The following is a 26,832-nucleotide window of genomic DNA, read 5'->3' on the forward strand; positions in this document are numbered from 1 at the left end:
TCCCGGCAGGGGGATTCGCGCCTGCCAACAGAGATGCGTGCTTATGAAAATCACCCGCCTGCGCCTTCATGGCTTCAAGTCCTTCGTTGAGGCCACCGACTTCGTCATCGAGCCTGGCCTGACCGGCGTGGTCGGCCCCAACGGCTGCGGCAAGTCGAATCTCGTCGAGGCGCTGCGCTGGGCGATGGGCGAGACCTCCTACAAGTCGCTGCGCGCCGCCGACATGGACGCGGTGATCTTCGCCGGCTCCGGCAATCGCCCCGCGCGCAACCACGCCGAAGTGACGATGACGATCGACAATTCCGATCGCACCGCGCCGGCGGCGATGAACGACAGCCAGCTGCTCGAAATCTCCCGCCGCATCGAGCGCGAGGCCGGTTCGGTCTACCGCATCAACGGCCGCGACGTGCGCGCCCGCGACGTGCAGATTCTGTTCGCCGACGCCGCCACCGGCGCGCGCTCGCCGGCCCTGGTCCACCAGGGCAAGATCGGCGAGATCATTCAGGCCAAGCCCGAACAGCGCCGCCGCGTGCTGGAAGACGCCGCCGGCGTTGCCGGCCTGCATGCCCGCCGCCATGAGGCTGAGCTGCGGCTCAAGGCCGCCGAAACCAATCTCACCCGCGTCGAGGACGTGATCGGCCAGCTCGCAGGCCAGATGGAGGGCCTGAAGAAGCAGGCCCGCCAGGCCGTGCGCTATCGCGAAGTTGCGGCCAAGGTGCGCAAGGCCGAAGCGACCTTGTTCCATCTGCGCTGGATCGGGGCCCATGCCGACGTCAACGAATCCGGCCAGACCCACGATCTCGCCGTCCGCGAGATGGCTGAGCGTACTCAGCACCAGGCCGAAGCCGCACGCATCCAGGCGATCCGCGCTGCCGAAATGCCGGCGCTGCGCGATGCCGAAGCGCGCGCCGCGGCGGGGCTGCAGCGCCTGACAAACGCCCGCGAGCTGCTCGATCGCGAGGAAGAGCGCGCCAAGGAGCGCGTCGCGGAACTCGAGCGGCGCCTCGCCCAGTTCGAAGGCGACATCTCGCGTGCCCAGCAGCAGACCATGGACGCCGATGTCGCGCTGCAGCGCCTCGACGCCGAAGATGCCGAGCTGAAGGAAGAGATCAAGTCGCGCGTCGAGAAGCGCTCCGGCGTCGACGAGCGTGTCGCCGAAGCCGAGGCGGTGCTGACCGAGACCGAGCAGCAGTTCGCCGAGCTCACCACCGCGCTCGCCGACCTCACCGCCAAGCGCAATCAACTCGAAGCCAACGTTCGGACCCACCGCGACAAGCTCGCCCGGCTCGACCAGGAGATTTCGAACGTCGCGACGGAAGAGCAGAAGCTGACCGAGGCGACCGGCGGCTTCGGCGATCTCGACGAGCTGACCGCGACGGTCGAGAACGCCGAACAGACACTGGCGGCCTCGGAAGCCGCGGCTCAAGCCAGCGAGGCAGCGCACGTCGCCGCGCGGCAGACGCTGGAATCCTCGCGCTCGCCGCTCGTCGAAGCCGACAAGCGCGTGCAGCGGCTCGATACCGAGGCGCGCACGATCTCCAAGATCCTCAACGGCGAGACCAAGAATCTGTGGCCGCCGATCATCGACGGCATCACCGTCGACAAGGGATTCGAAAAGGCGATCGGCGCAGCGCTTGGCGACGATCTCGACGCCCCGGTCGATCCGTCCGCGCCGATGCGCTGGACCAATGCCGGCGTCACCGACGGCGATCCGGAACTGCCCGAAGGCGTCGTGCCGCTCGCCAGCCACGTGCAGGCCCCGGCCGAGCTGACCCGCCGCCTGGCGCAGATCGGCGTGGTGCCGCGCGAGCGCGGCGCCGAGCTGGTCTCGCAGCTCAAGACCGGCCAGCGGCTGGTTTCGCCCGAAGGCGACGTCTGGCGCTGGGACGGTTTTGTCGCAGCCGCCCACGCGCCGACCGGCGCAGCACGGCGGCTTGCCGAGCGCGCCCGCCTCATCGACATCGAGAACGAGCTGGAGCAGGCCCGCATCGACGCGCAGATCAAGCGTCAAGCGCTGGAGAACGCCGAGGCCGAGCTGCAGATGGCCGCCAGCACCGAAGGTGCAAGCCGCGAAGCCTGGCGCGCAGCACAGCGCGAGCTCAACGTCGCGCGCGAGCGGCATGCCATGGTCGAGCGCGAGATCAGCCGCCACGCCGCGCGCAAGGCGACGCTGTCGGAAGCCCACAGCCGTCTGGCCGCCGACCGTGCCGAAGCCGAAGCCGCCTGCGAATACGCTGAAGCCGGGATCTCCGAGCTGCCGTCGAGCGAGGACACCGAAACCCGTCTCGCCGCCGTCCGCAGCGACATCGAAGGCCATCGCCGCATGGCCGCGCAGGTCCGCGCCGAGGCCCAGGCGCTGGCGCGCGAAGCCGAGCTGGCCGACCGCCGCGTGCAGGCGATCCTCGCCGAGCGCACCGAGTGGCAGAACCGCAAGGAGAGCGCGGCCTCCCATATCGACACCATCCAGGCGCGCATCGCCGAAGTCTCGATCGAGCGCAGCGATCTCGAGAACGCGCCGGCGGTGTTCGCGGAGAAGCGCAGCGCGCTGATTACCGAGATCGAATATGCCGAAAACGACCGCCGCATGGCCGCTGACGCGCTGGCGACCGCGGAAAACGCGATGGCCGAGACCGATCGCGTCGCCAAGCTGACGCTGGAGGCGCTGTCGAGCTCGCGCGAGGCGACCGCCCGCGCCGAGGAGCGCATGGAAGGCGCGCGGCGCCGGCTCGAGGACATCGAGCGCGAGATCCGTGACATGCTCGAAGTCGAGCCGCAGGCCGTCGCCGGCCTCGCCGAGATCGAGCCCGGCGCCGAGCTGCCGCCGCTGCATGACATCGAGGAAGACCTCGAAAAGATGCGCCGCGACCGCGAGCGCCTGGGCGCGGTGAACCTGCGCGCCGAGGAAGAGCTGCGCGAGGTCGAGACCCAGCACAACGGCCTGGTCACCGAGCGCGATGACCTCGTCGAAGCCATCAAACGGCTGCGCCAGGGCATCCAGAGCCTCAACAAAGAGGCGCGCGAGCGGCTCCTGACCTCGTTCGAGGTCGTCAACAACCACTTCAAGCGTCTGTTCGTCGAGCTGTTCGGCGGCGGCGAAGCCGCGCTGCATTTGATCGAGAGCGATGACCCTCTCGAAGCCGGCCTCGAAATCATCGCCAAGCCGCCGGGCAAGAAGCCGCAGACACTGTCGCTGCTCTCGGGCGGTGAGCAGGCGCTGACCGCAATGGCGCTGATCTTCGCGGTGTTCCTCACCAATCCCTCGCCGATCTGCGTGCTGGACGAAGTCGACGCGCCGCTCGACGACCACAACGTCGAGCGCTATTGCAATCTGTTGCACGAGATGACCGCCTCGACCGACACGCGCTTCATCATCATCACCCACAACCCGATCACGATGGCGCGGATGAACCGCCTGTTCGGCGTCACCATGGCCGAACGCGGCGTCTCGCAACTGGTGTCGGTGAATCTGCAAGAGGCGGTGGACATTCTCGACCAGAACGTGGCGTGAGGCTGCGCCCGTCACGCACCCATTGACGTCATCATCCGCGAAAGCGGATGATGAAACATGATCTCACCTACCCTCCCCGCGGAACTGAAGGCGGCCCTCGACGGCAAGCTGCAGGGGTTCTCACGCACCGATGCTGCGCAGCGATCGCAGAAAATCTCGACCACCTATCGCGCAGGCGGCGGCTCCGGCACGATCAAATCCGAGGCCGATGCGCTCGCCTATGCGCTCGCGCGCATGCCGGCGACCTATGCGGCGGTGGCGGCAAGTCTGAATGCGCTGACCGAGATCGCACCGGACCTCGCTCCGGAAACACTGCTCGACGTCGGCGCAGGTCCGGGCACCGCGAGCTGGGCCGCGGCGGAGGCGTTCTCCTCGCTGCAGGATTTCACCCTGCTCGACGCCAACGCCACGCTCAGCCGTCTCGCGCTCGAACTGGCGCGCGACAGCACGCGTCTGGCGGATTGCCGCTATCTGCCGGGCGATGCCGGCGCGAACCTCGCTGAGGTCTCGCAAGCCGATCTCGTCGTCGCGAGCTATGTCATCGGCGAGCTCAGTGAGGGCGATCAACGCAAGCTCGCGGAAGCGATGTGGGCGAAAGCCCGCCACGCGCTGGTCGTGATCGAGCCCGGCACGCCCGCCGGCTACGCCCGCATCCTCGCTTTGCGCCAGCAACTGATCGCGGCGGGCGCCTACGTCGCCGCACCCTGCCCGCACGAAAAGCCGTGTCCGCTGACGGCGCCCGACTGGTGCCATTTCTCGCGACGCTTGCCGCGCTCGCAGGCTCATCGCCAGATCAAGGGCGCCGAGGTGCCGTTCGAGGACGAGCGATTCATCTACGTGGCGCTGACCCGTACGCCGCCCGCAGCCCGCGCCGCGCGCGTGCTGGCGCCGCCCGATGTCGGCAAGGCCGAGATCACGGCAAAGCTCTGCGCTGAGGGCGGTGTCGGACTCGCCAGGATCCCGCGCCGCGACAAGACCGCCTATGCAAGCGCCCGCCGCTGGCGCTGGGGTGATGCCGACCTGTCCGAAAGTTAACCTCCTCCGGGGCTTTCGCCTTGAACTCGGATGGTCCCTCATCCGACCAAGTCTTACCTCCCCTCTGCGCCGGGGCTCTCGCTCCGCGCCAATTTGGTCTACCCTAGCGCCCGCCTTCTTCCCCCTTCAGGAGTTCTCCATGTCGACCGGCTGGATCGTCCTCGGCGTTATCGTCGTCCTCGTGTTCTTTGCCTTCGCCGCCTACAATCGGCTGGTGGCGCTGGGCCAGCGCGTCGGCCAGGCCTTTGCCGACATCGACGTGCAGCTCAAGCAGCGCCACGACCTGATCCCGAACCTGGTCGAGACGGTGAAGGGCTACGCATCGCATGAGCGCGGCACGCTCGACGACGTCATCAAGGCGCGCAACTCGGCGATGTCGGCGCAGGGGCCGGCGCAGGTGTCCGCGGCCGAGAACCAGCTCTCCGGCGCGCTTGGCCGACTGATCGCGCTGTCGGAGGCCTATCCCGACCTCAAGGCCAACGCCAATTTCCAGCAACTCGCCAGCGAGCTGTCCGACCTCGAGAACAAGATCGCGGCCAGCCGCCGCTTCTTCAACAGCGCGGTCCAGGAATATAACACCGGCATCCAGCAGATGCCCGCCGCTCTGTTCGCCGGTATGTTCGGCTTCACCAAAAAGGACTTCTTCGATCTCGGTGCCAGCCGCTCCGAGGTCGAAGCCACGCCGCAGGTGAAGTTCTGAGTTGAGCCGATAGGTCGGCAGGGCATCGCGTCATGGCCGCGTATGGTCTCTACACGCACATCGCCTCGAACAAGTTTCGTTCGATGCTGCTGCTCGCCGGCCTGTTCGCGCTGGTCTATGTGCTGGTCTATGCCGGCGCGCTGATCGCTGAAGTCGTCATCAATGGCGACGAGACCGTCGTCGATTATCTGAGACGCGCCTTCTATGATCTGAAAGTCGCCGCACCGGTTGCGACCGTCGTCGCAGCGGCCTGGATCGTGATCGCCTATTTCTTCCACCAGTCGATGATCGATGCAGTGACCGGCGGCCACGACGTCACCCGGCAGGAGGAGCCGCGGCTCTATAATCTGCTCGAAAATCTCTGCATCTCGCGCGGCATCACGATGCCGAAGCTGAAGATCATGGAGAGCCCGGCGCTGAACGCGTTCGCGACCGGCCTCAACCCGCGGCAATATTCGGTTACCGTCACCACCGGTCTCCTCAATGCGCTTGATGACAAGGAGATCGAGGCGGTGCTCGGCCACGAGCTGACCCATATCAAGAACGGCGACGTGCAGCTCATGGTGGTCGCCGTCATCATCGCGGGCGTGGTCGGGTTCTTCGGCGAATTGTTCTTCCGCCTGTTCACGAATTTCAGCTGGAGCTCCGGCGGCTCCTGGTCGTCGGGCTCCTCCTCGTCACGATCGTCCTCGTCGTCGAGTGACAGCAAGAGTTCCGGCGGCGGCGCGGTGATCGTCATCATCATCGCTATCGTACTGATCGTGGTGGCCTGGCTATTGTCGCAGGTGGTGAAGCTCGCGCTGTCGCGCTCGCGCGAATATCTCGCGGACGCGGGCTCGGTCGAGCTGACGAAAAACCCGGACGCCATGATCTCGGCGCTGCGCAAGATCGAGAACCGCGGCGAACTGCTGGGCGCAACCTCGGCGGTGATGGAGCTCTGCGTCGACAATCCGCGCGAGGGTTTTGCCGATTTGTTCGCGACCCACCCCTCGGTGCAGTCGCGGGTCGACGCACTGGTCAAGTTCGGCGGCGGCCATGATCCTGGCCCGCTGCCGCCTCCCGCCGACGAGGCCGAGGAGCCGGACACGCAAGCCGACCGGCAGAACACTCCACCGCCGCTGCGCCAGGGTCCCAGGCAAGGTCCTTGGAACGACGCAGGCGGCGCAGCCAACCCGCCGCCCGTGCCCGCACCCAGCTCCGCCGGAACCGCCAGCAGCAACCCGATAGGTAATTCCTTGGGCAATCCCACAGGAAATCCTATGGGTCCTTGGGGCCGCCATTGAGCGGGATTTGACGCCATGCGCGGCAGGATTGGTCGCGATTGGGAAAAACCTCGGGAATTGGCGTAACTGCATGCCGAGCAATTGAATTCTCCCTTGTTTCTGCCATGTTCGCGCCCAACAGCAGACTTGGGACATGTTTGCGACATCGATTTGGGGCCCGGCCGATTGCGACTTCGCGATCGGGGGGCGCGTTAGGGGACAGCAATGGCAAAGCCGGCAGTGGTTGTGGTGGGCGCGGACAAGGGCGGGGTCGGCAAGACCACCGTGTCGCGCACCTTGCTCGATTATTTTTCCGCCAACAACGTGCCGACGCGTGCCTTCGACACCGAATCGCCGCGCGGAACCCTGAAGCGCTTCCACCCTGACATCACCGAGATCGTCGACATGACGACGACGTCGGATCAGATGAAGATCTTCGATACGCTCAACGCGACGAGCCCGTCGGTCACCGTGATCGACGTCCGCGCCGGCCTGCTCTCGCCGGCACTCGCCTCCTTGCGCGACATCGGTTTCCTCGACGCCGCCAAGGCCGGCCAGATCACCTTTGCCGTATTCCACATCCTCGGACCCTCGATCGCCTCTCTGGACGAAATCGCCGAGACCGCGGGCTTCATGGGGGGCGCCAAATACTTCCTGGTGAAGAACTTCATCAACGATACCCAGTTCTTCCAGTGGGATCAGGCGACCTACCAATCGTATTTCAACCGCATCAAGGACGCGACCGAGCTGACCATCCCCAAGCTCAACGAAATGGCCTATGAGCAGGTCGAGGTGTCCTCCGTCCCATTCCTGAAATTCGTCGCCAACAAGGGCATCAACGACGAGGCCGCGAACTACTCGTTCGTGCTGCGCGGTTATGTCCGACACTGGCTTGCGAACGTCTGGAGTGAGTTCGACCGGATCCGGCTGACCGATATCGTCGGCTCGACGAAATCCGGGGCCCGCAACAGCGAAAAATAGTTGCGCAAGCCGGGCGGATACGGCTGGATTGGTCGCCAGGTTCGACTGATATAGCTAGCGATGTCCGCGACGCCCCTCTACATCATTTGCTCGCCCCGCCCGCAGGTCGGTAAGACCTTGCTGGCGCGGCTTTTGAGCGAATTTTTGCTGCTCAAGAACGGCAACGTCGCCGCCTTCGACGTCAACCTGAAGGAGCCGTCGCTGCTCGACTATCTGCCAACGATCACCGAGACCGCCGACGTGATCGACACCTACGGCAAGATGCAGCTGATGGATCGCGTCATCGTCGATGACGGGGTTGCCAAGGTCATCGACCTCGGCTTCCACGCCTTTGACGAGTTCTTCAAGATGACCGAGGAGATCGGCCTGTTGAAAGAGGCGGCGCGCCGCCACGTCGCGCCGATGATCCTGTTCGTCGCCGACACCGACCGCGTCTCGGCCCGCGCCCACGAGATGTTGCGCGAACAAATCCCGCGGATCAACCTGATCACGGTGGACAACGAGCACATCGTGCGCGGCGAACTACCGGCCGCGATGGCTACCGGACGGGTATTCCGACTGCCCGCGCTGCCCGGATTCCTGAAGACCTATATCGGCCGGCTGAATTTCTCCTTCACCGGTTATCTGCGCCAGGAGAAGGATGCCTCGACCGAGCTGCACCAGTGGACCCGGCGGAACTATCTCGCGTTCCGCGAGCTGGAGCTCAGCCTGATCCTGCAACGGTCCTAGGCGAGAATTTACCCGGCCGATACTCGTCTGCGTCCTGGCTCAGTGCCCCTCGAACGTCATCAGCGTGCGCACCGGCACGTCCATCGCGCGCAGCTTGGCGGCGCCGCCAAGATCCGGCAGGTCGATGATGAAGCAGGCGGCGACCACATTGGCGCCGATCTGACGCAGCAATTTCACCGCGCCTTCCGCGGTGCCGCCGGTGGCGATGAGGTCGTCGACCAGGATCACGCGCTCGCCGGGCTGGATGGCGTCGACATGCATCTCCATCTCGTCGATGCCGTATTCGAGAGAGTAGGCGATGCGCACGGTGGTGTGTGGCAGCTTGCCTTTTTTCCGGATCGGCACGAAGCCGGCCGAAACTTGGTGCGCCACAGCGCCGCCGATGATGAAGCCGCGCGCTTCCATGCCGGCGACCTTGTCGATCTTGTTGCCAGCCCAGGGATTGACGAGTTCGTCGACCGCGCGGCGGAACGCACGCGCATCTGCGAGCAGCGTGGTGATGTCGCGGAACAAGATCCCGGGTTTCGGGTAGTCCGGGATGGTGCGGACGCTCGCCTTCAGATCGTGGTCAAAAGTCATTGTGCCTCTCAATCAGCGCGCGCATCCAGGCGGAACGCGTTCTCGACAATTCGTAAGCCCACCTCGCCGCTGAGCGACATCAGCGATTCCGGATGGAATTGCACGCCGGCGACCGGCAGGGTCTTGTGCTCCAGCGCCATGGCGACGCCGTCCTCGGTGCTGGCGGTGACGGATAGCACCTCCGGCATGCTGTCGCGCTCGACATAGAGCGAGTGATAGCGGCCGATCACGATCTCGTTCGGAAGATTGCGCATCAGCCGCCCGCCGCGCACCTGCACCCGCGAGGGCCGGCCGTGGGCGGGATGCGTGAGCTGCCCGAGTTCGCCGCCGAAATATTCGCCGATCGCCTGGACGCCGAGGCAGACGCCGAACACCGGCAGCTTGTTCTCCAGTGCCGCGTCGATGGTCTTCTTGATCCCGAAATCCTCAGGCCTGCCGGGGCCCGGCGACAGCACCAGCAAATCCCAGCGCTTCTGCTCGAGCATGTCGAGCGCATGCACATGGCGGACCACGGTGACGTCGGCGCCGACCTGGCGGAAGTAATCGGCCAGCATATGCACAAAGCTGTCGTCATGGTCGATCAGCAGTACCCGCTTGCCGCTTCCGGTGGCATCGGGCGCAAAGGCCGACAGCGGCTTCGGCGGATCGCCGCGTAGCGCCTGGAACAGGGCCGCGGCCTTGACCTGGCATTCGCGGTCCTCGGCGGCGGGATCGGAGTCGAACAAACAGGTGGCCCCCACGCGCACTTCCGCAAGGCCTTCCTTCATCCGGATGGTACGGATGGTGAGGCCGGTGTTGATGCTGCCGTCGAAATTCACCGCCCCGATCGCGCCGGCATACCAGCGACGCGGCGAGCGCTCGTGATCCTCGACGAACTGCATCGCCCAGAGTTTTGGTGCGCCGGTGACGGTGACGGCCCAGGCATGCGTGAGGAACGCATCGAGCGCATCGAAGCCGGGACGCAGCATGCCTTCGACATGGTCGACGGTGTGGAAGAGCTTTGAATAGGTCTCGATCTGCCGCCGCGCCAGCACCTTGATCGTGCCGGGGACGCAGACGCGCGCCTTGTCGTTGCGGTCCACGTCGGTGCACATGTTGAGCTCGAACTCGTCCTTCTCGGAGTTCAGGAGCTGGCGGATCTGCTCGGCATCGCCGATCGCATCGGTACCGCGCGCGATGGTGCCCGAGATCGGGCAGGTCTCGACCCGGCGTCCGTCCGAGCGCACGAACATTTCCGGTGAGGCCGAGACGAGAAATTCGCCCTCGCCGAGATTCATCAGGGCGCCGTACGGCGACGGGTTGATGACGCAGAGCCGCTGGAACACTTCCGCCGGCGAGCGGTCGCAGGGCTCGGCGAAGAGCTGCCCCGGCACCGCCTCGAACAGATCGCCACGCGCAAAGGCGGCGCGCGCGGTCTCGACCGTAGCCTGATATTCGCCGGGCGCGTGATCGGCAAAACCCTGGCGCGGTGTCTTGAGGTAGGGGCTCTCGGCGGTCTCATGCGGCAAGCCCGCGGTGGACTTGCCCTTCCACGCGAAATCGTAAATGAGCACGACGCCGCGGCCGGTGGCGCGGTCATAGGCGAGCAGGCGGTCGGGGACGTAGAGCACGATGTCGCGCTGGTCGCTCTCGCGCGCGCGCTTCTGCACGAGGTCCTCGATCTGGAACACGAGGTCGTAGGCGAAGGCGCCGAACAGGCCGAGCACCCCATCGTCATTGGCGGAGAAAGCGGCGACGAGATCACGCACCAGCGACATCACGCTGGCGCGCCGCGTGCGCTGGTCTTCGTCGATTGGGGCTTCGCCGCGGACAATATGACCGGCAAGGCGCGTCGGCGTCTTCTCGGAGATCACGGCACAGGGTTCGCGCAAGACGTCGGCGAGAAAGGCGATCAGCACCTCCCCACGCGCGTTCAGCGCTTCCAGCTTGAAATTGACGCCGGTGGTCTCGAGCTTGAGCGGCGGATCGGAGAAGCCGAGGTCAAAACTCTCGTAACGGCCGGGCACGGTCGTACCCGACGACAACACCACGCCGCGGCGACGGTCGAGCAGGTTGACGAGATCGTCGAGCCGGTTGGCGCCGCCGGAAAACTGCTCCGCCACGCGCGTGACCGCAAGCCCCGCGCGGGTCACATAGTCGCTTCGAGCCGGAAGGGCAAAGACGGTCCTGTTCATGGGGTCCTCTTACGAAACTTGTCGAGGGAACGCCACACAGGACAAACGATCAGGCCGCCGCACTGCGTGGGCGACCTCAGACGATTTTGGGAGAATAAATCGCACCGGCCACCTCTCAGGAGGTGCGCCACCAAAGACGGGATGGGCGGACGGCGGTGCTCATGGCCGGATACTCACCATGGCGCGGGGACGGCGTCAAGGGTGGCTGGAGCCGCCTCGACCGGCAAAATGGCGCATATCGCAACGAGGGCTATTGCCGGTCTCGCAGGCTGTCGCGCCCCACGGCCGCGTCTGCGGCATGACGCTCGATTTCGTCTCGCATGACCTTGAGCACGAGCTCGCCACCAGATCCGATGACCTGGGCGCGGTCGCCCAAGGTTTCGACCAAAACGCGGGTCTCTCCTGTGACCGCACACCAAGTGGCTCGATCGTCGCTCACGCTCAAGGCCGTGATCACCGCGGTGGGACCCAGACTTAACTTCCGCAACAGCAGGTCGATCGCTTCGGCCGCAAAGTTTTTCTCGGCAATTCTCAAGAAATTCTGGATCGTGTCAGTCCCCACAGTCGACAGCCGCGCGCCCACTATCGTAGGGGGCTTCGCAAGTTCATAAAGTCGCCCAGCCGCCTCGTCAAAGACGCATAGCCGCGAGCCCTTGTTGGTCCTGACGCCGAACGCCGTGCATTGCTGCCCCTCCACATCCGTGTCGAATCCTGGAAGCACCATGACCTTGAGCTCCGGGTCAGGCCTCACCGCCCCGCAGGCCGCCGCGACCGTGATCTGCAAGTCGTCAGTCATCTGGAAGCTGATGTGGCGAACGCTTTGCCAGATCCGGCGGTGGGACAGATGTGGGTTAAGCTGCGCAAGCCGCTCGATTTCGGAAGCATACTGCTCCTGCGAGACGGCGTGCAATTCGGGCCAGCTCGCGATCCATCGGGCCGCGAGTGGTATCATTGGTTGCTCTCGTTCTACCGCATAGAAGCGCTTATCAAGCGCGCTGAGCGCCGCGGCGCGGTTTTCGAATCCGGTCTGCAGCGCAGCCTCGTCGGGATGAGCCTCTACCCAGGCGATCATCTCCTGCAAGATCTGGTGTTGCGCGCTCGCTCCCATCGCCTCCAATCCAGCGAGTGCATCGCCGGACGTCGTTGGGAGCATCGCGACCCCTGTGTTGCCGATGAACTGGCTGTGACCGCCGTTGCAGACCTGAGCGAGATAGAAGTCGGCATGATAGGCCTGTATGGCCACGGCCGGGAGCTCACCTCTCGTGTAGACGCCGAAGTGCTGAATTTGGCTGACATAGTCGACCACAGCGCCGGTTAGATAATCGGCCTTCTCGGGGTCCCGAGCCGCTTCCAGCGCTTTGCTGGGAACCACAACCTTGGTCAAGCGGCCATCCACAATCATCGTGCTCTCCTGCAGTCGCATGGTGGAAAGCCCTGCGACTGCACTCTATGATTGCGGTGATTGACTTTCAATCGTGGCGCGGCAGTAGCGCTGATCGCGGTCCGTCGGCGACCAGCCTACCCCAGATGCTTCCGGAAAAACTCCGTCGCCCTGCCCCAGGCGAGCTCGGCGGCTTCACGATCGTGGACGGCCTGGCGCTGCTCGTTGACGAAAGCGTGCTCGGCGTCATAGCGGAACAGCTCCAGCGACTTGCCGGCGGCCTTCATGGCTTTTTCGAAGCCGTTGACCAGCTCCGGCGTGCACCAATCGTCCTTGTTGGCGAAATGGGCCTGGAGCGGAATCTTGACGTCGGCGGGCTTGGCGGCCTGCTCGGGCGGAATGCCGTAGAACACAACGCCCGCCGTGAGCTCCGGGACATGCACCGCGCCGATGATGGTCACGGCACCGCCGAGACAGAAGCCTGTTAGCCCGACCTTGGCGCCGTTGCGCGACAGATATTGCGTGGCGCCGCGCACCGTCTGGGTGGTGGCGTCCATGAAGTCGAGCGAGTTCATCTCTTTGCCGGCGGCGTCGGTGTCGTGATACGGCACCACCTTGCCCTTGTAGAGATCGGGCGCCAGCGCATCGAACCCGGCCAGCGCGAAGCGGTCGCACAGGCCCTTGATCTGGTCCGACAGACCCCACCATTCCTGGATGACCACCACGCCCGGCGCGTTGCCGCGCGCGGCATTGGCGAGATAGCCCGATGCGTCCTTGCCGTCCGGGCGCTTGAAGGTGATGGCGGTTCCCATGGTGTCCTCCGACGAGTTTTTGGATTCGCGGCATTTTGGCGTTTGAGCGCGCGATAGGCAATCGCGCCTGACAACACACTCTCGTGCCCAACAAAAAAGCCCCCTTGCGGGGGCCTCTTCATTCTCGGCTCGGGCCGCTCAGTGCGAGTCGGCCCAGACCTTCTTCTTGGTGAAGTACATCAGGCCGGCGAAGATGATCAGGAAGATGAACACCTGGAAGCCGAGGCGCTTGCGCGCTTCCATGTGCGGTTCGGCGGTCCACATCAGGAACGTGGTGACGTCCTTGGCGTATTGCGCGACCGTGGTCGGCGAGCCGTCGTCATAGGTCACCTGGCCGTCGCTGAGCGGCTTCGGCATCTTGATGGCGTGGCCCGGGAAGTACTTGTTGTAGTAGGACCCCTCGGGGATGGTAACGCCTTCGGGCGCCTTGTCCTCAAACCCCTGGAGCAGCGCCGAAACGTAGTCCGGGCCCTGCTCCTGATACTGGGTGAAGAAGTCGACGATGAACATCGGGAAGCCGCGGCCGTAGGAGCGCGCCTTGGTGATCAGCGACAGATCCGGCGGCGCCGCGCCGCCGTTCGCCGCACGCGCGGCCTGCTCGTTCGGGAATGGCGAGGGGAAATAATCCGCCGGCCGGCCCGCGCGCTCGAACATGTCACCCGCGTCGTTCGGGCCGTCCTTGACCTTGTAGTCGGAGGCGAAGGCTGCAGCCTGCGCGACCGAATAGCCAGGACCGCCGGCTTCAGCGAGGTTGCGGAAGGCGACGTAGGACAGGCCGTGGCAGTTGGCGCAGACTTCCTTGTAAACCTTCAGGCCGCGCTGGAGCGCACCGCGGTCGTACTTGCCGAACGGACCGGCGAACGACCATTTGTTGCCCGGCGGCTTGTCGCTGCCTTCGGAGGCACGCGCGCTGTCGGCTGAGCCCGCAAACAACGCGCCCGCCAGCGCAAGCACGATCGCGCTCGACACCATCGGCGTCGACCTGCTCCCGGTCTTGGCCAGGACGGCGTCCGAGATCGAGTTCGGCACCGGCCGCGGCTTCTCGATGCGCGAGAGCAGCGGCAGCACGATCAGGAAGTAGGCGAAGTAGCAGAACGTCAGGACCCGGCCGGCGATCACATAGATGCCTTCCGGCGGCTGCGCGCCGAGATAACCGAGCAGGATGCAGACCGCGACGAAGATCCAGAAGAACTGCTTGGCCAGCGGACGGTACTTCGACGACTTCGTCCTGGCGGCATCGAGCCAGGGCAGGAAGCACAGGATGATGATCGCCGAGAACATCCCGATCACGCCCGCGAGCTTGTTCGGGATCGAACGCAGGATCGCGTAGAAAGGCAGATAATACCATTCCGGCACGATGTGCGGCGGCGTCACGCCCGGGTTCGCCGGAATGTAATTGTCGGCGTCGCCGAGATAGTTCGGCATGTAGAAGATGAACCAGGCGTAGAGCAGCATGAAGCAGGAGACGCCGAACATATCCTTGATGGTCGCATGCGGCGTGAACGGAACCGTGTCCTTTTCCGTCTTGGGCTCGACGCCGTCAGGGTTGTTCTGGCCGGAGACATGCAGCGCCCAGACGTGGAGTACGACGACGCCCGCGATCAGGAACGGCAGCAGATAGTGCAGCGAGAAGAAGCGGTTCAGCGTCGGGTTGCCGACCGAATAGCCGCCCCACAGGAGCGTCACGATGCTCTCGCCGACATAGGGAATGGCGGAGAACAGGTTGGTGATGACGGTAGCGCCCCAGAAGCTCATCTGGCCCCACGGCAGCACGTAGCCCATGAAGCCCGTCGCCATCATCAGCAGGTAGATGATGACGCCGAGGATCCAGAGCACCTCGCGCGGCTCCTTGTAGGAGCCGTAATAGAGGCCGCGCAGCATGTGGACGTAGACGGCGACGAAGAACATCGAGGCGCCGACGGCATGCATATTGCGCAGCAGCCAGCCGTAATTGACGTCACGGACGAGCAGCTCGACCGACTTGAAGGCGAGGTCGGCATGCGGCGTGTAGTGCATCGCCAGGATCACGCCGGTCAGGATCTGGATCCCCAGCATGAACGAGAGGATGGCGCCGAAGGTCCACCAATAGTTCAGGTTGCGCGGGGTGGGATAGACCACGAACGAGGAGTGCATGAGGCCGAGGATCGGCAGACGTCGCTCGATCCATTGCAGGGCCGGATTGCTCGGCTGGTAGTCGGATGGTCCGCTCATGATGCGATCCTGAGGAAATAGTACGACGAGACGGCGCGAAGCTTCGGACGAGGGCCCGAAGCTCAGCCGATCTGGATTTTGGTGTCGGAAACGAACTGGTACGGCGGCACCGGCAGGTTCGCGGGCGCGGGCCCCTGGCGGATGCGGCCGGACGAATCGTACTGCGAACCATGGCAGGGGCAGAAGAACCCGTCGTAATTGCCTTCGTGGGCGATCGGGATGCAGCCGAGATGGGTGCAGATGCCGATCACGACCAGCCACTGGTCATGGCCGGACTTGACCCGGGCCTCGTCGGACTGCGGATCGGGCAGGCTCGCCACGTTGACGGCGCGCGCCTCGTCGATCTGCTTCTTGGTGCGGTGGCTGATATAGATCGGCTTACCGCGCCAGAACACCTTGATGTCCTGCCCCTCGGCGACCGGGCTGAGATCGACCTCGATCGGCGCACCGGCGGCGATGGTCGACGCATCAGGATTCATTTGGGAGATAAAGGGCCAGAGCGCAGCTGCGCCCCCTACTGCTGCAGCTGCCCCCGTTGCAACGAATAAGAAATCACGGCGTGTCGGATGGTCCGCCGAAGACGCTGTCGTCACGATTCCAACCCTTTCTTCTTATGCGGCCGGCGGAACCGCTCCAGGAGCCCCCAAGGTCCCCAGAACAGCCTGCCGGCGCCCGCGGCCCCCCGCGGCGGCAGAACTTCACGTGCCCCCACCAAAACAAGGCGAAAACAGCAGTCCAGAATCGTTCTATTGGCACCCTTGCCGGGCGAGCGCAAGCCCGCTATCGGCGCGGGAGCGTGCAATGCACGAATTCCGCGGCCAGCGATGTTTTATTGAGACATTTCCGGCCCGCACCGAACCCGGCACAGCCCATGCACAGCCCATGCAGATAGCGCTTTTCCAACCCGACATTCCCCAGAACACCGGCACGATTCTCAGGCTCTGCGCCTGTCTGGGCGTGGCCGCCCATATCATCGAACCGGCGGGCTTCCCCGTCTCCGACCGGCATTTCCGCCGGGCGGGAATGGACTACCTCGATCAGGTCAGCATCGTCAGGCACGACTCCTGGTCGAAATTCGAGCAATGGCGCGCGGCCCAAGGCGCCCGCCTGCTGCTGTTCACCACCAAAGGCGCGACCGACTACCGCGATTTCCGTTACCAGACGGCGGACATCCTGCTATTCGGGCGCGAGAGCGCCGGCGTCACCGAGGCGGTGGTCGAGGCGGCGGACGCGCGGCTGGTGATCCCGATCGCTCCGGGGCTGCGGTCGCTCAATGTCGCCATGACCGCGGCGATGGCCGCAGGCGAAGCGCTGCGGCAGCTCCGGAACCCGCAAGTTTGACATGTTGAGGAGAGACGGTTGAGTTACGCGGTCAAGGAAATCTTCCTGACCCTGCAAGGCGAAGGCGCCCATGCCGGGCGCGCGTCCGTATTTTGCCGTTTTGCCGGCTGCAATCTCTGGAGCGGGCGCGAGGCGGACCGCAGCGCGGCGACCTGCAAATTCTGCGACACCGACTTCGTCGGTACCGACGGCACGCTCGGCGGGCGCTACGCCTCGGCCGCGGAACTCGCCGGCACCATCGCGGCGCAATGGACGGCCTCCACCGACAACCGCTATGTGGTGCTCACCGGCGGCGAGCCGCTGCTCCAGGTCGATGCCGCGCTGGTCGACGCGCTCCATGCCCGCGGCTTCGAGATCGGAGTCGAGACCAACGGCACGATCGCCCCGCCCGAGGGGCTCGACTGGATCTGCGTCAGCCCGAAGGGCGGCAGCGATCTGGTGATCCGGCGCGGCCACGAGCTGAAGCTGGTCTATCCGCAGCCGCTCGCGATGCCGGAAGCCTTCGCGGATCTCGCCTTCGAGCGCTTCTCGCTGCAGCCGATGGACGGGCCCGAGGTCGCCCAAAACACTGCGGGCGCCATCGACTATTGCCTCAATCATCCGCAATGGCGGCTCAGCGTGCAGACGCATAAATCGCTCGGTATCAGATAGGATTGGTTTTCGAACAGATGTGGGAATTGACGAAATCGTTTCGCTTCGAGGCGGCGCACTCATTGTCGGGAACGACGTTCGGCGCGGCCAGCGAAGAGATCCACGGCCACTCCTTCCGCGCCGAGGTGACGCTGCGCGGCACGCCCGATCCCAAAACCGGCATGGTGGTCGATCTCGGCCTGGTCCAGCGCGCCATCGAAGACGTGCGCATGATTCTGGACCACAAGTATCTCAACAAGATCGAGGCACTGGGCACACCGACGCTGGAAAACCTCTCGCGCTTCGTCTGGGAGCGGCTGGCGCCTATCGGCAAGCTCACCCGCGTCAGCATCCACCGCGACAGTTGCAACGAGAGCTGCACCTATTACGGTCCGCAGGGTTGAGAGAATGACATCCACAATGGACCCGAGCTTGATCGAAGACCGCAAGACGCGCGCACGCGCCTGGTTCGAATCCTTGCGCGACGACATCTGCACGAGCTTCGAGCGGCTGGAGGACGATGCCCCGCAGAGCCTTTATTCGGGCGAGCCGGGCCGCTTCAAACGCACACCGTGGCAGCGCACCGATCATACCGGCGCGGCAGGCGGCGGCGGCGTGATGTCGATGATGTCAGGCCGCCTGTTCGAGAAGGTCGGCGTGCATTGCTCCACCGTGCACGGCGAATTCGCGCCCGAGTTTCGCGCGCAAATTCCCGGTGCGGCGGACGACCCGAAGTTCTGGGCCTCCGGCATCTCGCTGATCGCGCATCTGCGCAATCCGCACGTGCCCGCAGTGCACATGAACACACGCTTCGTCGTCACCACAAAGGCCTGGTTCGGCGGCGGTGCCGATCTCACGCCGGTGCTCGACCGCCGGCGCACGCAGGACGATGCCGACAGCATCGCCTTCCACGCCGCAATGAAACAGGCCTGCACGCAGCCGAACGGCGTCGCCGATTACGACAAGTACAAGAAGTGGTGCGACGAGTATTTCCACCTGCCGCACCGCAAGGAGGCGCGCGGCATCGGCGGCATCTTCTACGACTGGCACGACAGCGGCGACTGGGACGCCGACCTCGCCTTCACCCGGGACGTCGGTCGCGCTTTCCTGAAGATCTATCCCGACATCGTGCGGCGCAATTTCGCGACGAGCTGGACCGCGGAGGACCGCGAGGAGCAATTGATCCGGCGCGGCCGCTATGTCGAGTTCAACCTGCTCTACGACCGCGGCACCATCTTCGGTCTCAAGACCGGCGGCAATGTGGATTCGATCCTGTCGTCGCTGCCGCCGGAGGTGAAGTGGCCATGACGACGATGAAGCCTGCAATGAGGCCGCTGCCGCGCGCCATGCTGATCGATATGGACGACACCATCCTGTCGGCCTATGCGCGGCCCGAGATCGCCTGGAACACGATCACAGCAGAGTTCGCGGAGGAGCTCGCGCCGCTGCCGCCGCAACTGGTCGCAAGCACCGTCCTGGCCTTCGCGAAAAACTTCTGGGCCAATGCGGACGCTTCGTGGCGGATGAAGCTCGCCGAAGCCCGCCATCTCACGGTCAAGGGCGGTTTTGCCGCGCTCGCGGCCGCCGGTCATCGCGCCCTGCCCGACGACCTCGCCGTTCGCCTCGCCGACCGCTTCACGGCCTATCGCGAGGAGGAGATGTTCGTCTTCCCCGGCGCGCACGACGCCATCGACAGGCTCAAGGCGCTCGGCATCAAGCTCGCGCTGGTGACCAACGGCGCCGCCGACACCCAGCGCGCCAAGGTCGAGCGCTTCGAGCTGGCGCATCGCTTCCACCACATCCAGATCGAGGGCGAGCACGGTTTCGGCAAACCCGAGGAGCGTGCCTATCTGCACGCGATGGACGCGCTCGGCGTCACCGCCGAGGATACCTGGATGATCGGCGACAATCTGGAATGGGAAGTCGTGACGCCCCAGCGTCTCGGCATCTACGCGATCTGGATCGACGTGCATGGCGACGGCCTGCCCGAAGGCTCGATCGTCAAGCCCGACCGCATCATCCGCTCGCTGACAGAACTGGTGCCGGGCTGACTGCAATCCGGGTGCGCAAGCAAAAACATCGAAAACAACCCCATGCACAGTAGACGGCCGCAGCAGAATCAAGGACTTGCGGAAAACGCAAACTGCGGATCTGACAAAATCGGTTGCTCCGTCGGGCAAAACAGGCGCATGGTGTCATGGTCGCGACGTACGGGACGGAAGAGCCCTTGCGCCATCCATCGAACAGGCGCCATTGCCTCTCGTGATGGGATCGCTCCGGCCTAAAGCTCTCTGATCGATTTCAGCAGCCCGGCCGGCGCATGCGCGCTACCGCAACACATCCACTGACCGAGTAGCCCGTGATCGGCATGTCATGCCGTTTTGCTAGCTTCTCCCGTCATTCAAACCGAAAGGACCATCCATGGAACTAAAAGCCGGCGACATCGTCATGCTGAAATCCGGCGGCCAGCCGCTCACCGTCGCTGACGTGAAGGGCGACGACGTGATCTGTCTCTGGATGGGCGCGGAAGGCGATCTGTTTCGCGAGACGCTGCCGCTCGCGGTGCTCGATCGACTGGAAGAGCTCGACGAAGACGAGGACGACGAAGACGAGGAGTAAGCGCGGCTGAGCCCGCATCCTAGTTTGATCGGAGCGCACAGCTTCCGGCGCGTGTGATGTCCGCTTCGTCGCCAACTATGGCGCGATAGCGGACATCGCTGCATTGCGCAGAACGGCCGACGGGACGTCGTCCAAATTCATCCTCTTGTCAGCATCCGTTACCTTGCTGAAGGGATTCCTCGGCGAATACTTTCAGGATCATCGTGTCTCGCGTAAGGGGTGCAGCCAGCACCGTCATGATGATTTCCCATTTGTCGCGTCGGCCGTAAGCCGAGATCAGCTTGTGTAGGCTTGAAGGCCCGCGCCGATGTTTAACGATCGGCTACACGGTTCGATCGCTTCTTCGTATTGACGGAGCTGCAGGTGCGCAACACAGAGGAGCCGCACCGTGATGTTCTTCTGCAAAATGGCCAGATCTGTCCGATCGCTGTCGAACCGGTCGGACCATATGTCGCGCGCAGTCTGAAGATCGGTCAGGGATACGCTGATCCGCACCTGATCTCCGTTGCCCCTCACCGCGCCGCGCACGGCCCAGCGGGCGCCGAGATCCGTTCCAAGCTGCTTCAGATCGATCGACTTATTCTTGTAGGCAAGGGCGGCCTCGCGTCCGATGACGAAAGTGGCGGGCGCTCGCGCAAGATCGGTCGTCAAATCTGTCGTGATGGCATCGGCAAGGTGATCCTGCTCTGGATCGTTGTTGAGGTTGATGAAGGGCAACACGATGAGAGAGAGACGATGCGCGATCTCGGGCCTGACTATCGGTTGTCCTTGAAGCTCTCGAGCTTCCCGAAGTGGGTCAGTACGGAGCGTCTTCCAAACATTCCAATAACCAAGAAGGCCGCCGGCAATTGCACCGATCGCCGCAACCGACGCCAGCGTCCCGCCAACGAACTTCAGAGGGCCTCTGATGTGACGCACCCAGTTCTTGGGCCGCCGTTTGCAAGCTACTTTTTCGGAGAACTCCGGGACCAAAACCGCTGCCTCGGCGGTTGCGCACGCAAAATTCGACGATTCTGCGAGGGCGCCTGATATCACCGCAGTTTCGGGACATCGCTCGTCATCGTGGACAGCGCCCACGAAACGAAAGCCCTTTCGTGGAAATGTCTTGATAAGACGTTGTTGCGCGCCGGAGTCGCCGATCGCGCGTCGGACCGCGTTCAATCGGGTGGTCAGCGCCGCATCAGAAACGATCCGACCATTCCAAATTGCGTTTATGAGATCATCCTTGCTGACGACGCGATCCCTGCTGCGGATCAAATAGCCGAGCAGATCAAGTACCTGTGGCGTCGTAGGAACGGCATCGGGCCCGCGCCACAACTCGCGCCGGTCGGTATCCAGCACACAGTCCTCGAAGAAATAGCGCATGGCACCATTCCCCAGGCGTGCCCTCTACTTCCGAGAGCGCCGCAGCGATTGTCCAGAGAAGATAGGCCTTCGAAACGGAAAATGTAAGCCGAATATCAAGTGTGCCTTGCCCCAGTGTCGCGGGATCGGCGGACGTCAGCCGCACGGAAACGCCCCGCACCGGCTGGAACGCAAAGAATAAGCCGCCGGTAAGAGAAATGTAAGCCCCTCGTCAAGCGTACCGGACCGAGCATTGGCACCTTAGCCCTCGGTGAGAAGCAAGCCAAAGGAGATTGCGATGAGCGCGATCTATGGCGCCGCGTGGATGCGACGGCCCTTCGGATCAACGCAGCGCGTTGTCAGCCTCGTCCGGCAATTCTTGAGCGCATGGCGGGAGCGCCGCAGACGCCGGAGCGTACAAGCGACCCTGTGCGGCCTCAGCGACAGGGAGCTCATGGACATCGGCACGACGCGCGGCGAGATCGACTACATCGCCTCGCACCGAAACATCGCGAGGCCGAGTCGTTCGACAGAACGGGACAGCGGCGTTATTGCCCTGCTGCTCTGTAGCGCCCTTATCCTCGCTTTCGCAAGCGAGGCCAAAGCTCAATGCACCGCGCAGGACGTTCTACGGAATCACCTGGACCTCAAGACCGCTGCTCCGGTGCCGAGATCGCGGACTCCCGTCAGTTCGGCCGCCGATGTTCGGCCCTGGAAGACGATTGCGACAGGGACGTTCAGGGACATGCGCGCCCTTCGCAAGGCGATGAGTGCAATGGGCTGCGACGTCGGAAGCGCAGCTGCTGAAGTCCTTGCGCGGCCGGCTTTTACTCTGAGTGACAAGAAAACGGACGTAGAGCTCGTCCCTCTCTCGCCCGCTGAGCTCGGCTTCGAGGGCGAGACAGCGTCGCTGACCGAAATCCATGCGCGCGCGCAACGGCTGGGCTTCGGACTTGCGCCCGCAGAAATCGCTCCGCAGCTGAGACTTCAGTACTTGGACCAGCCAATCGGTGAGTTTCTCATCATCGGGATGGAGCCGATCAGGACATGGGCGGGTGAACCGGTCATCCTGACGGTAGCCAATGGTGGAGCAGGCCTCATTCTCATCGGCCAGAGCACCCGCGAGAACGCGGAAATTCCAGTGAACTCCACCATTGTATTCGTGCGGCCAAGTACACCCGCCCCGGCCGAGACCGCATCATTCAAGTAGCTCGGGTGATGCGTATGTCCGCTTTACGCCAACAAGCGGCATTTGTGGGTACTCGCCCTGGTCGCGTCGAGGCACCTGAGAGTTTCAGCCTGGCGCTGTCGAAGGGATTGTCCGGGCTGATCATGCGGCTTGAGCTTGCGAGGCTAGGTGGGTCCGGGCTTCCGGTTCAACCCATTCGGAACGTCAATCCAACGGGACGTTCAAACTGGTACCTTTGGTGATGATGCCGCCACGGTTGCCAATCTCAATCGAACCATAGCGCTGCTTGAAACAATCGGGCAGCGGCCGGTCGCCTTCCATGCTGAGCCAAAGGCGCAACAGATGACGCTTTTGGCCTGCATCGGGCCAATCGCGGAATCCGGTCCGGTCATGCAGCAAGGCATGATTGTAAACGAACTGCATGTCACCCGGCTGAAGCCGCATGCCGAAATGCAGCGCGGGATCATTTGCGAGCGCGTCGAAGAGATCGAGCGCCTCGACGTGAGCCGGCGTCAGTCTCGGCGCATCGGGAAAGCGTTGCGCACTATCGATATACGGGCGCTGATAGAACCCGGTCAGGAACCCCGCATGCCAATTCAGCACCGGGATTTCAAGATATGGCTTTTCGTTCTCCGGCACCTCGCCTCGCCGGTCTGTCGCGATCGGATGAAACAAGAGAGCGGCAAGGTCGGGACGTCTGTCAAACATCTCGTTGTAGATCGTCGTCGTACTGACCAGGAGGGAATCCCCTCCCTCCATCGCCTCGCGAATGCATAACAATCCAACCACGTCGGACGAATCCGTGTGGAATGTCTGCCGTTCCGAAGTTTGATAAATTCGGGTGTTCGGATCCTTCGCATCGGCGCCGGTGTCACGGACGTGACCGAGAATGTGACCCGCTGCATTCTGGGACCGCGCCGATCCAAGATGCGCGCCTACTCCGCAAAAGATCGTAGCGGCGAACTCCTGGCTATATTTTGCCACCGGGAGGCCGCGGATGACTTCGAAGCCAAGGCCAGCCAGGAGCGTTGTCTTAACCTCTTCCAGATGCGCGCCGAAGCGGGGAAGCGGAAAGCTTTCCTTCGTGATCTCGGCGATTTTTTTGTTTCTGCCAAGAAATGTTTCAGCCGCGCCCTCAAGCTCGGCGATCTCGCCGGCCGCAAGCGATATCAACCATCGATCGGGATTGGCTTTCATCTCACCGCCCTGCCATGCGGATGGGATATCGACCTTCCCTGGAGGGCGATGGATCCCGCCGGGCACTGAGACCACATTCATCGTGTTGGCTCCTGGGGAGATTGGACGTCAGACATGGGGGCGGAAGACGTGGGAGCGGAAGACATAGTGGGCGGAAGAGATGCGGGCGGACGATCGACGATATTGTGCCGACCGCTTGTTTGCAACTTGACTGAAGCGCAGCCGTGAGCCGAGTGCACTATCGCCGCGACGAGGTCCGTTCCAGGCAGTCGCGTGTTAGGTGAGCCGCTTCCGCCAAAATGATTACAACACGGCCGCTCGTTCGACCGATCAAAGCCCGGGAAAAAATGGAAACAGCCGGAACGTTCGAGAAGCTGATTGAGTTGAAAGTCATGCGCCTTGCGCTTTGGTCAAGGCCGCACCAAGCGGCCCGATCAAGCTCCTGGAAAAGGCGAAAACTACTCTCCGGCGTGCCTTCTGCAGCACGGCCGCGCGAGGATCGCGATGTACACGACGGCGATATACGATGAGCTGAGCCAGATCGAGCGCGACGTCGTCGAAGGAGAACGGCGGCTCGCCGAGCAGGAGGCGCTGATCATTGAAATGAAGCGCCAGAATCAGGACACAGCCAAAGCTGAAGGCGAACTCGAACGAATGCGGATGGAGCAGCGAGATCGCGATCAGGATCGACAACGTCTGCTCTCACGGCTCCAACCCTGAAACAATTCGCCTCATGAGGCTGATCCGCCGAAGGCGTCGCGTCGCTGAGACGCGAGACCAGGCCAGGCGCGCTCGGCGAGAAGTACGGCAGGGGTTTACGCCCTTAGTATCGCCGGATCGATGTCCGAGGGCCTGTAAGCCATGGAATTGCCAAGCACGCAAACCAGAGAGTCCCACCTTCTTCGCTGTTCCATGTAGGATTCGCACGAATGCGGAAGATCGTCGGTGACACTGATACCTGCTTGCCGCAGCCGCCGTCGTGCATTGTCGAACCGGATCCGCCAGAGCTGCCGATCTCGGTCGTCGGCTTCAGCCGATGCTTTCTCGTGCAGGAAAACGTTGTTGAGGGTGGAAAGGAGCAGCAGCGCGGAGGACCATAGTTGGGTGACCGCGCCGGATTGCTTGAGCCAATCGGCGTCCTTCGGCAATGCACTTCGGATCAGCGAGACGGCATCGAGCACGATGAGTGACGACCGGGCGACGGAGTAGAACGGTTCAGGAAAGCGGAAGTAGAACAGGACGGGATAGAAGTGGTGAGCTTCTTTGGTATCGGTGACCTCCGCGGCCAACTCGGACAGATTGTTGTAGCCCGCGCTCAGCTGGTTATTTGCGAACAGATGCGCGAGCAGGTCCGCTGCATCGCCGGTCTCACCGCAAAGCGCGTGAATGTTGAGGCAAAGCGAGTTCCTGCTCCTGAGCGCGCCATAGATCTGCATCAGGTAAGTGATGGTGAGCGAAATGACCGACGTCCCGATCACCGAATTCAGGAGAAACAGGAGTTTCGCTCCGGCACTTTGCGGACCAAAGTTGCTGCCGCCTACGATCGAGAGGCTGCTTCCCGCCACGTAAAGCGCAGTCACGAAGTCGGTTGGAGTCTCCTGGTGGCTGCTTGTAATGCTGGTCCCGAGCTGAGGGTGCACAATCAGTGCAGCCCCGAGCGCGAGCAGAATCGACCAGGTGAGCAGCAAGGCGACCAGGATCAACGGGCCGCAGAATGAAAGCAAATGGCTGCCATTGCAGAGCGAGGAAAACCGGCGCAGTGCAAGCCAAACCAGTCTGGCCAGGCGGTCGCTGATAATTCCGGTGCCGGCGCGTGCGTAGAGAACCGTGAGGAATACGTCGGCAAGGACAAGTGCCATCAGCAGCGTGCCGGCCACAGGCTCAACCCAATGGGCCATCTGTCCTCCTCGTCCTAAGCCGCCTCCCGAGCCGCGCGCTTACTGCCGGTTCGGCTCGCGACTTGACCCGACGGTGTTCGCGTCGCTTGGCATGAACTTGAAAAGCGTGAAGTTCTTGTCCGTCCAGGCCATGTGGAACCAGGGTGAATCCTGGATATGCGACGCGGTGACATAGATTGCGCCGTCAGGACCTTGCGAGAAGGTGTCCGGCCAGCGCAGGCGCGAATCCGTCAACAGCTGTCGCACGGTCCCGTCGCTGGGGTTGAGGACCTTGACGGCATTGTCGGCGATCGAGCTTAGATAGATTTCGTCATGTTCGCCGGTCCAGAGCCCATCGACGGGCTCCGTCGTTGCCACTGTTTCCGGGCGAGCGTGAGCCGCCGCGTCCGCACTCTGGATGCTGGACGTGGCGATCCGGTAGAGCGTCTTTCCGGTCAGGGCCTGCCAATAGAGGGTGTTGCCGTCCTTCGACAGCGCCAGACTGTCGGCATTGAACAAGGGCTGCCGTCCGTCCGGCCGCCGCAACGGCTGGCCATCTGTCATCACGGTGACGCTCGGATCGAATTGGGTAGAAGGATCCTCGCTCAGCACCCGCCAAGCCTGCCCGGACTCGATGTTGAGAACAACCAGGCCGCCGGGCGAACCGGAATCGGTCAAATAGGCGAATTTTCCGTCGGGGGCGATACGGATGTCGTTGAGATAGCTGGCCGGACCAGCGACATCCGCCGCGATCGGAAAGATCCGCTTCACAGCGTTCGACTTCAGATCGACCTCGACGATCTTGGGTCCACCCTTCACAGTCTTCTCGGCATTGGGAGCCGCGGGATCGACGACCCAAAGTGATCCGCGCCGGTCCGCTACGACGCTTTGAACGCAGACGAAGTGATCATTGGGCGATACTTCTGACATTCGCGCGTTGCGCCAGCCGTTCCATTCCTCATTGGGATATGGCTTGGTCGAGCCGTCCGGCATGAGTTCGGCCACCGAAACCGGCGTATCCTCCGTCCAGCGCGGGAAGTTCACGAAGATGCGGCCGTCCGGGGCGACGGTGACGCCGGTCACCTGATGCTCGAATGTTGCGACCGATTGCAGCCGGCTGTCGCGACTTTCGACAAGAGGCGCGACAAGGCGCTGGGCCTTGGACTTGATATCAGCCGTTGCGGATTGCGCATGAACCGCGGACGAAATGGATAGCACGACTGCTACGCAGGAGCTGAACGCGATTGCACGCATGAGAGGCCC

Annotated in this window: 23 protein-coding genes and 1 pseudogene; 14 read left to right on the top strand and 10 right to left on the bottom strand. The window is 63.6% G+C overall.

Annotation, left to right across the window (positions count from 1 at the left end; genetic code table 11):
• Nucleotides 1–43 precede the first annotated feature (43 nt).
• The 6 genes from smc to AC0L3C_RS23040 all read left to right on the top strand — a co-directional run bounded on the left by smc (nt 44) and on the right by AC0L3C_RS23040 (nt 8,215).
• On the top strand, nt 44–3,508 hold the full coding sequence (smc, locus tag AC0L3C_RS23015; RefSeq protein WP_473409052.1) for a chromosome segregation protein SMC: 3,465 nt from the start codon (nt 44–46) through the stop codon (nt 3,506–3,508).
• Between the two features lie 57 nt (nt 3,509–3,565).
• Nucleotides 3,566–4,543 (top strand): small ribosomal subunit Rsm22 family protein, encoded by a 978-nt coding sequence (locus tag AC0L3C_RS23020; RefSeq protein WP_473409053.1) that lies wholly within the window; start codon nt 3,566–3,568, stop codon nt 4,541–4,543.
• A gap of 139 nt (nt 4,544–4,682) precedes the next feature.
• Nucleotides 4,683–5,243 carry a LemA family protein gene (locus AC0L3C_RS23025; RefSeq protein ID WP_007595027.1) on the top strand — a complete coding sequence of 187 codons (561 nt, stop codon included), beginning with the start codon at nt 4,683–4,685 and terminating at the stop codon, nt 5,241–5,243.
• A gap of 32 nt (nt 5,244–5,275) precedes the next feature.
• The gene (locus AC0L3C_RS23030) at nt 5,276–6,526 is read left to right on the top strand and encodes a M48 family metallopeptidase (protein ID WP_473409054.1); all 1,251 of its coding nucleotides are present in this window, start codon (nt 5,276–5,278) and stop codon (nt 6,524–6,526) included.
• A 204-nt stretch (nt 6,527–6,730) separates the two neighbouring features.
• Nucleotides 6,731–7,486 (top strand): P-loop NTPase family protein, encoded by a 756-nt coding sequence (locus AC0L3C_RS23035; protein WP_007607084.1) that lies wholly within the window; start codon nt 6,731–6,733, stop codon nt 7,484–7,486.
• A 60-nt stretch (nt 7,487–7,546) separates the two neighbouring features.
• Nucleotides 7,547–8,215: a hypothetical protein gene (locus AC0L3C_RS23040; protein ID WP_473278937.1), complete on the top strand. Its 669-nt coding sequence runs from the start codon at nt 7,547–7,549 to the stop codon at nt 8,213–8,215.
• Nucleotides 8,216–8,254: 39 nt separating this feature from the next.
• On the opposite strand, the gene AC0L3C_RS23045 is transcribed toward AC0L3C_RS23040, so the two are convergent.
• The 6 genes from AC0L3C_RS23045 to petA all read right to left on the bottom strand — a co-directional run bounded on the left by AC0L3C_RS23045 (nt 8,255) and on the right by petA (nt 15,965).
• On the bottom strand, nt 8,255–8,794 hold the full coding sequence (locus tag AC0L3C_RS23045) for an adenine phosphoribosyltransferase (protein ID WP_007595035.1): 540 nt from the start codon (nt 8,792–8,794) through the stop codon (nt 8,255–8,257).
• 8 nt (nt 8,795–8,802) lie between these two features.
• Nucleotides 8,803–10,968, bottom strand: a complete 2,166-nt coding sequence (locus tag AC0L3C_RS23050; RefSeq protein ID WP_473409055.1) for an anthranilate synthase component I — start codon at nt 10,966–10,968, stop codon at nt 8,803–8,805.
• A 250-nt stretch (nt 10,969–11,218) separates the two neighbouring features.
• Nucleotides 11,219–12,370 carry a DMP19 family protein gene (locus AC0L3C_RS23055; RefSeq protein ID WP_473409056.1) on the bottom strand — a complete coding sequence of 384 codons (1,152 nt, stop codon included), beginning with the start codon at nt 12,368–12,370 and terminating at the stop codon, nt 11,219–11,221.
• Nucleotides 12,371–12,486: 116 nt separating this feature from the next.
• A complete protein-coding gene (locus AC0L3C_RS23060; RefSeq protein WP_473262842.1) occupies nt 12,487–13,161 on the bottom strand; it encodes a dienelactone hydrolase family protein in 675 nt (224 codons plus the stop codon).
• Nucleotides 13,162–13,299: 138 nt separating this feature from the next.
• Complete coding sequence (fbcH, locus tag AC0L3C_RS23065) at nt 13,300–15,372, bottom strand: cytochrome b/c1 (protein ID WP_473262841.1); 2,073 nt, start codon at nt 15,370–15,372, stop codon at nt 13,300–13,302.
• A 62-nt stretch (nt 15,373–15,434) separates the two neighbouring features.
• Nucleotides 15,435–15,965: a ubiquinol-cytochrome c reductase iron-sulfur subunit gene (gene petA, locus AC0L3C_RS23070; RefSeq protein WP_007595042.1), complete on the bottom strand. Its 531-nt coding sequence runs from the start codon at nt 15,963–15,965 to the stop codon at nt 15,435–15,437.
• A 289-nt stretch (nt 15,966–16,254) separates the two neighbouring features.
• Here petA and AC0L3C_RS23075 point away from each other — a divergent pair, with 289 nt between their 5' ends.
• The 6 genes from AC0L3C_RS23075 to AC0L3C_RS23100 all read left to right on the top strand — a co-directional run bounded on the left by AC0L3C_RS23075 (nt 16,255) and on the right by AC0L3C_RS23100 (nt 19,962).
• A complete protein-coding gene (locus AC0L3C_RS23075) occupies nt 16,255–16,713 on the top strand; it encodes a tRNA (cytidine(34)-2'-O)-methyltransferase (RefSeq protein WP_007595044.1) in 459 nt (152 codons plus the stop codon).
• A gap of 18 nt (nt 16,714–16,731) precedes the next feature.
• A complete protein-coding gene (gene queE, locus AC0L3C_RS23080) occupies nt 16,732–17,364 on the top strand; it encodes a 7-carboxy-7-deazaguanine synthase (RefSeq protein WP_473409057.1) in 633 nt (210 codons plus the stop codon).
• Nucleotides 17,365–17,381: 17 nt separating this feature from the next.
• The gene (locus AC0L3C_RS23085) at nt 17,382–17,747 is read left to right on the top strand and encodes a 6-pyruvoyl trahydropterin synthase family protein (protein WP_007607071.1); all 366 of its coding nucleotides are present in this window, start codon (nt 17,382–17,384) and stop codon (nt 17,745–17,747) included.
• Nucleotides 17,748–17,763: 16 nt separating this feature from the next.
• Nucleotides 17,764–18,651 carry an oxygen-dependent coproporphyrinogen oxidase gene (hemF, locus tag AC0L3C_RS23090; RefSeq protein ID WP_473278999.1) on the top strand — a complete coding sequence of 296 codons (888 nt, stop codon included), beginning with the start codon at nt 17,764–17,766 and terminating at the stop codon, nt 18,649–18,651.
• Nucleotides 18,648–19,394 (top strand): HAD family hydrolase, encoded by a 747-nt coding sequence (locus AC0L3C_RS23095; RefSeq protein WP_473409058.1) that lies wholly within the window; start codon nt 18,648–18,650, stop codon nt 19,392–19,394. The genes hemF and AC0L3C_RS23095 overlap by 4 nt, the downstream gene beginning before the upstream one ends.
• Before the next feature lie 370 nt (nt 19,395–19,764).
• Nucleotides 19,765–19,962: a YodC family protein gene (locus AC0L3C_RS23100; protein WP_063993490.1), complete on the top strand. Its 198-nt coding sequence runs from the start codon at nt 19,765–19,767 to the stop codon at nt 19,960–19,962.
• 1,059 nt (nt 19,963–21,021) lie between these two features.
• On the opposite strand, the pseudogene AC0L3C_RS23105 reads toward AC0L3C_RS23100, so the two are convergent.
• Nucleotides 21,022–21,327: pseudogene (locus AC0L3C_RS23105) on the bottom strand (winged helix-turn-helix domain-containing protein); the annotation flags it as partial.
• A 277-nt stretch (nt 21,328–21,604) separates the two neighbouring features.
• Between AC0L3C_RS23105 and AC0L3C_RS23110 the strand changes: the two are divergent.
• Complete coding sequence (locus tag AC0L3C_RS23110) at nt 21,605–22,516, top strand: DUF1127 domain-containing protein (protein ID WP_473262837.1); 912 nt, start codon at nt 21,605–21,607, stop codon at nt 22,514–22,516.
• A 183-nt stretch (nt 22,517–22,699) separates the two neighbouring features.
• Here AC0L3C_RS23110 and AC0L3C_RS23115 read toward each other — a convergent pair whose 3' ends face one another.
• Nucleotides 22,700–23,773 (bottom strand): TauD/TfdA family dioxygenase, encoded by a 1,074-nt coding sequence (locus tag AC0L3C_RS23115; protein ID WP_473409059.1) that lies wholly within the window; start codon nt 23,771–23,773, stop codon nt 22,700–22,702.
• A 423-nt stretch (nt 23,774–24,196) separates the two neighbouring features.
• On the opposite strand from AC0L3C_RS23115, the gene AC0L3C_RS23120 reads away from it, so the two are divergent.
• Nucleotides 24,197–24,412, top strand: coding sequence for a hypothetical protein (locus AC0L3C_RS23120; RefSeq protein WP_473262835.1), 216 nt, complete (start codon nt 24,197–24,199; stop codon nt 24,410–24,412).
• Between the two features lie 95 nt (nt 24,413–24,507).
• On the opposite strand, the gene AC0L3C_RS23125 is transcribed toward AC0L3C_RS23120, so the two are convergent.
• On the bottom strand, nt 24,508–25,590 hold the full coding sequence (locus AC0L3C_RS23125) for a two pore domain potassium channel family protein (RefSeq protein ID WP_473262834.1): 1,083 nt from the start codon (nt 25,588–25,590) through the stop codon (nt 24,508–24,510).
• Nucleotides 25,591–25,629: 39 nt separating this feature from the next.
• Nucleotides 25,630–26,823: an L-dopachrome tautomerase-related protein gene (locus AC0L3C_RS23130; protein WP_473262833.1), complete on the bottom strand. Its 1,194-nt coding sequence runs from the start codon at nt 26,821–26,823 to the stop codon at nt 25,630–25,632.
• Nucleotides 26,824–26,832: the final 9 nt, after the last annotated feature.

This window comes from Bradyrhizobium sp. WSM4872, assembly GCF_055811715.1.

Excerpts from the sequence above, each read along its gene's own strand:
- AC0L3C_RS23050 (WP_473409055.1), bottom strand. The coding sequence starts at position 10,968 with ATGAACAGGACCGTCTTTGCCCTTCCGGCTCGAAGCGACTATGTGACC.
- AC0L3C_RS23055 (WP_473409056.1), bottom strand. The coding sequence starts at position 12,370 with ATGATTGTGGATGGCCGCTTGACCAAGGTTGTGGTTCCCAGCAAAGCG.
- smc (WP_473409052.1), top strand. The coding sequence starts at position 44 with ATGAAAATCACCCGCCTGCGCCTTCATGGCTTCAAGTCCTTCGTTGAG.
- AC0L3C_RS23095 (WP_473409058.1), top strand. The coding sequence starts at position 18,648 with ATGACGACGATGAAGCCTGCAATGAGGCCGCTGCCGCGCGCCATGCTG.
- AC0L3C_RS23115 (WP_473409059.1), bottom strand. The coding sequence starts at position 23,773 with ATGAATGTGGTCTCAGTGCCCGGCGGGATCCATCGCCCTCCAGGGAAG.
- AC0L3C_RS23120 (WP_473262835.1), top strand. The coding sequence starts at position 24,197 with ATGTACACGACGGCGATATACGATGAGCTGAGCCAGATCGAGCGCGAC.
- AC0L3C_RS23100 (WP_063993490.1), top strand. The coding sequence starts at position 19,765 with ATGGAACTAAAAGCCGGCGACATCGTCATGCTGAAATCCGGCGGCCAG.
- AC0L3C_RS23130 (WP_473262833.1), bottom strand. The coding sequence starts at position 26,823 with ATGCGTGCAATCGCGTTCAGCTCCTGCGTAGCAGTCGTGCTATCCATT.
- AC0L3C_RS23035 (WP_007607084.1), top strand. The coding sequence starts at position 6,731 with ATGGCAAAGCCGGCAGTGGTTGTGGTGGGCGCGGACAAGGGCGGGGTC.
- AC0L3C_RS23085 (WP_007607071.1), top strand. The coding sequence starts at position 17,382 with ATGTGGGAATTGACGAAATCGTTTCGCTTCGAGGCGGCGCACTCATTG.
- hemF (WP_473278999.1), top strand. The coding sequence starts at position 17,764 with ATGGACCCGAGCTTGATCGAAGACCGCAAGACGCGCGCACGCGCCTGG.
- AC0L3C_RS23040 (WP_473278937.1), top strand. The coding sequence starts at position 7,547 with ATGTCCGCGACGCCCCTCTACATCATTTGCTCGCCCCGCCCGCAGGTC.
- AC0L3C_RS23045 (WP_007595035.1), bottom strand. The coding sequence starts at position 8,794 with ATGACTTTTGACCACGATCTGAAGGCGAGCGTCCGCACCATCCCGGAC.
- AC0L3C_RS23030 (WP_473409054.1), top strand. The coding sequence starts at position 5,276 with ATGGCCGCGTATGGTCTCTACACGCACATCGCCTCGAACAAGTTTCGT.
- AC0L3C_RS23060 (WP_473262842.1), bottom strand. The coding sequence starts at position 13,161 with ATGGGAACCGCCATCACCTTCAAGCGCCCGGACGGCAAGGACGCATCG.
- AC0L3C_RS23110 (WP_473262837.1), top strand. The coding sequence starts at position 21,605 with ATGAGCGCGATCTATGGCGCCGCGTGGATGCGACGGCCCTTCGGATCA.
- AC0L3C_RS23075 (WP_007595044.1), top strand. The coding sequence starts at position 16,255 with ATGCAGATAGCGCTTTTCCAACCCGACATTCCCCAGAACACCGGCACG.
- fbcH (WP_473262841.1), bottom strand. The coding sequence starts at position 15,372 with ATGAGCGGACCATCCGACTACCAGCCGAGCAATCCGGCCCTGCAATGG.
- AC0L3C_RS23020 (WP_473409053.1), top strand. The coding sequence starts at position 3,566 with ATGATCTCACCTACCCTCCCCGCGGAACTGAAGGCGGCCCTCGACGGC.
- AC0L3C_RS23025 (WP_007595027.1), top strand. The coding sequence starts at position 4,683 with ATGTCGACCGGCTGGATCGTCCTCGGCGTTATCGTCGTCCTCGTGTTC.
- AC0L3C_RS23125 (WP_473262834.1), bottom strand. The coding sequence starts at position 25,590 with ATGGCCCATTGGGTTGAGCCTGTGGCCGGCACGCTGCTGATGGCACTT.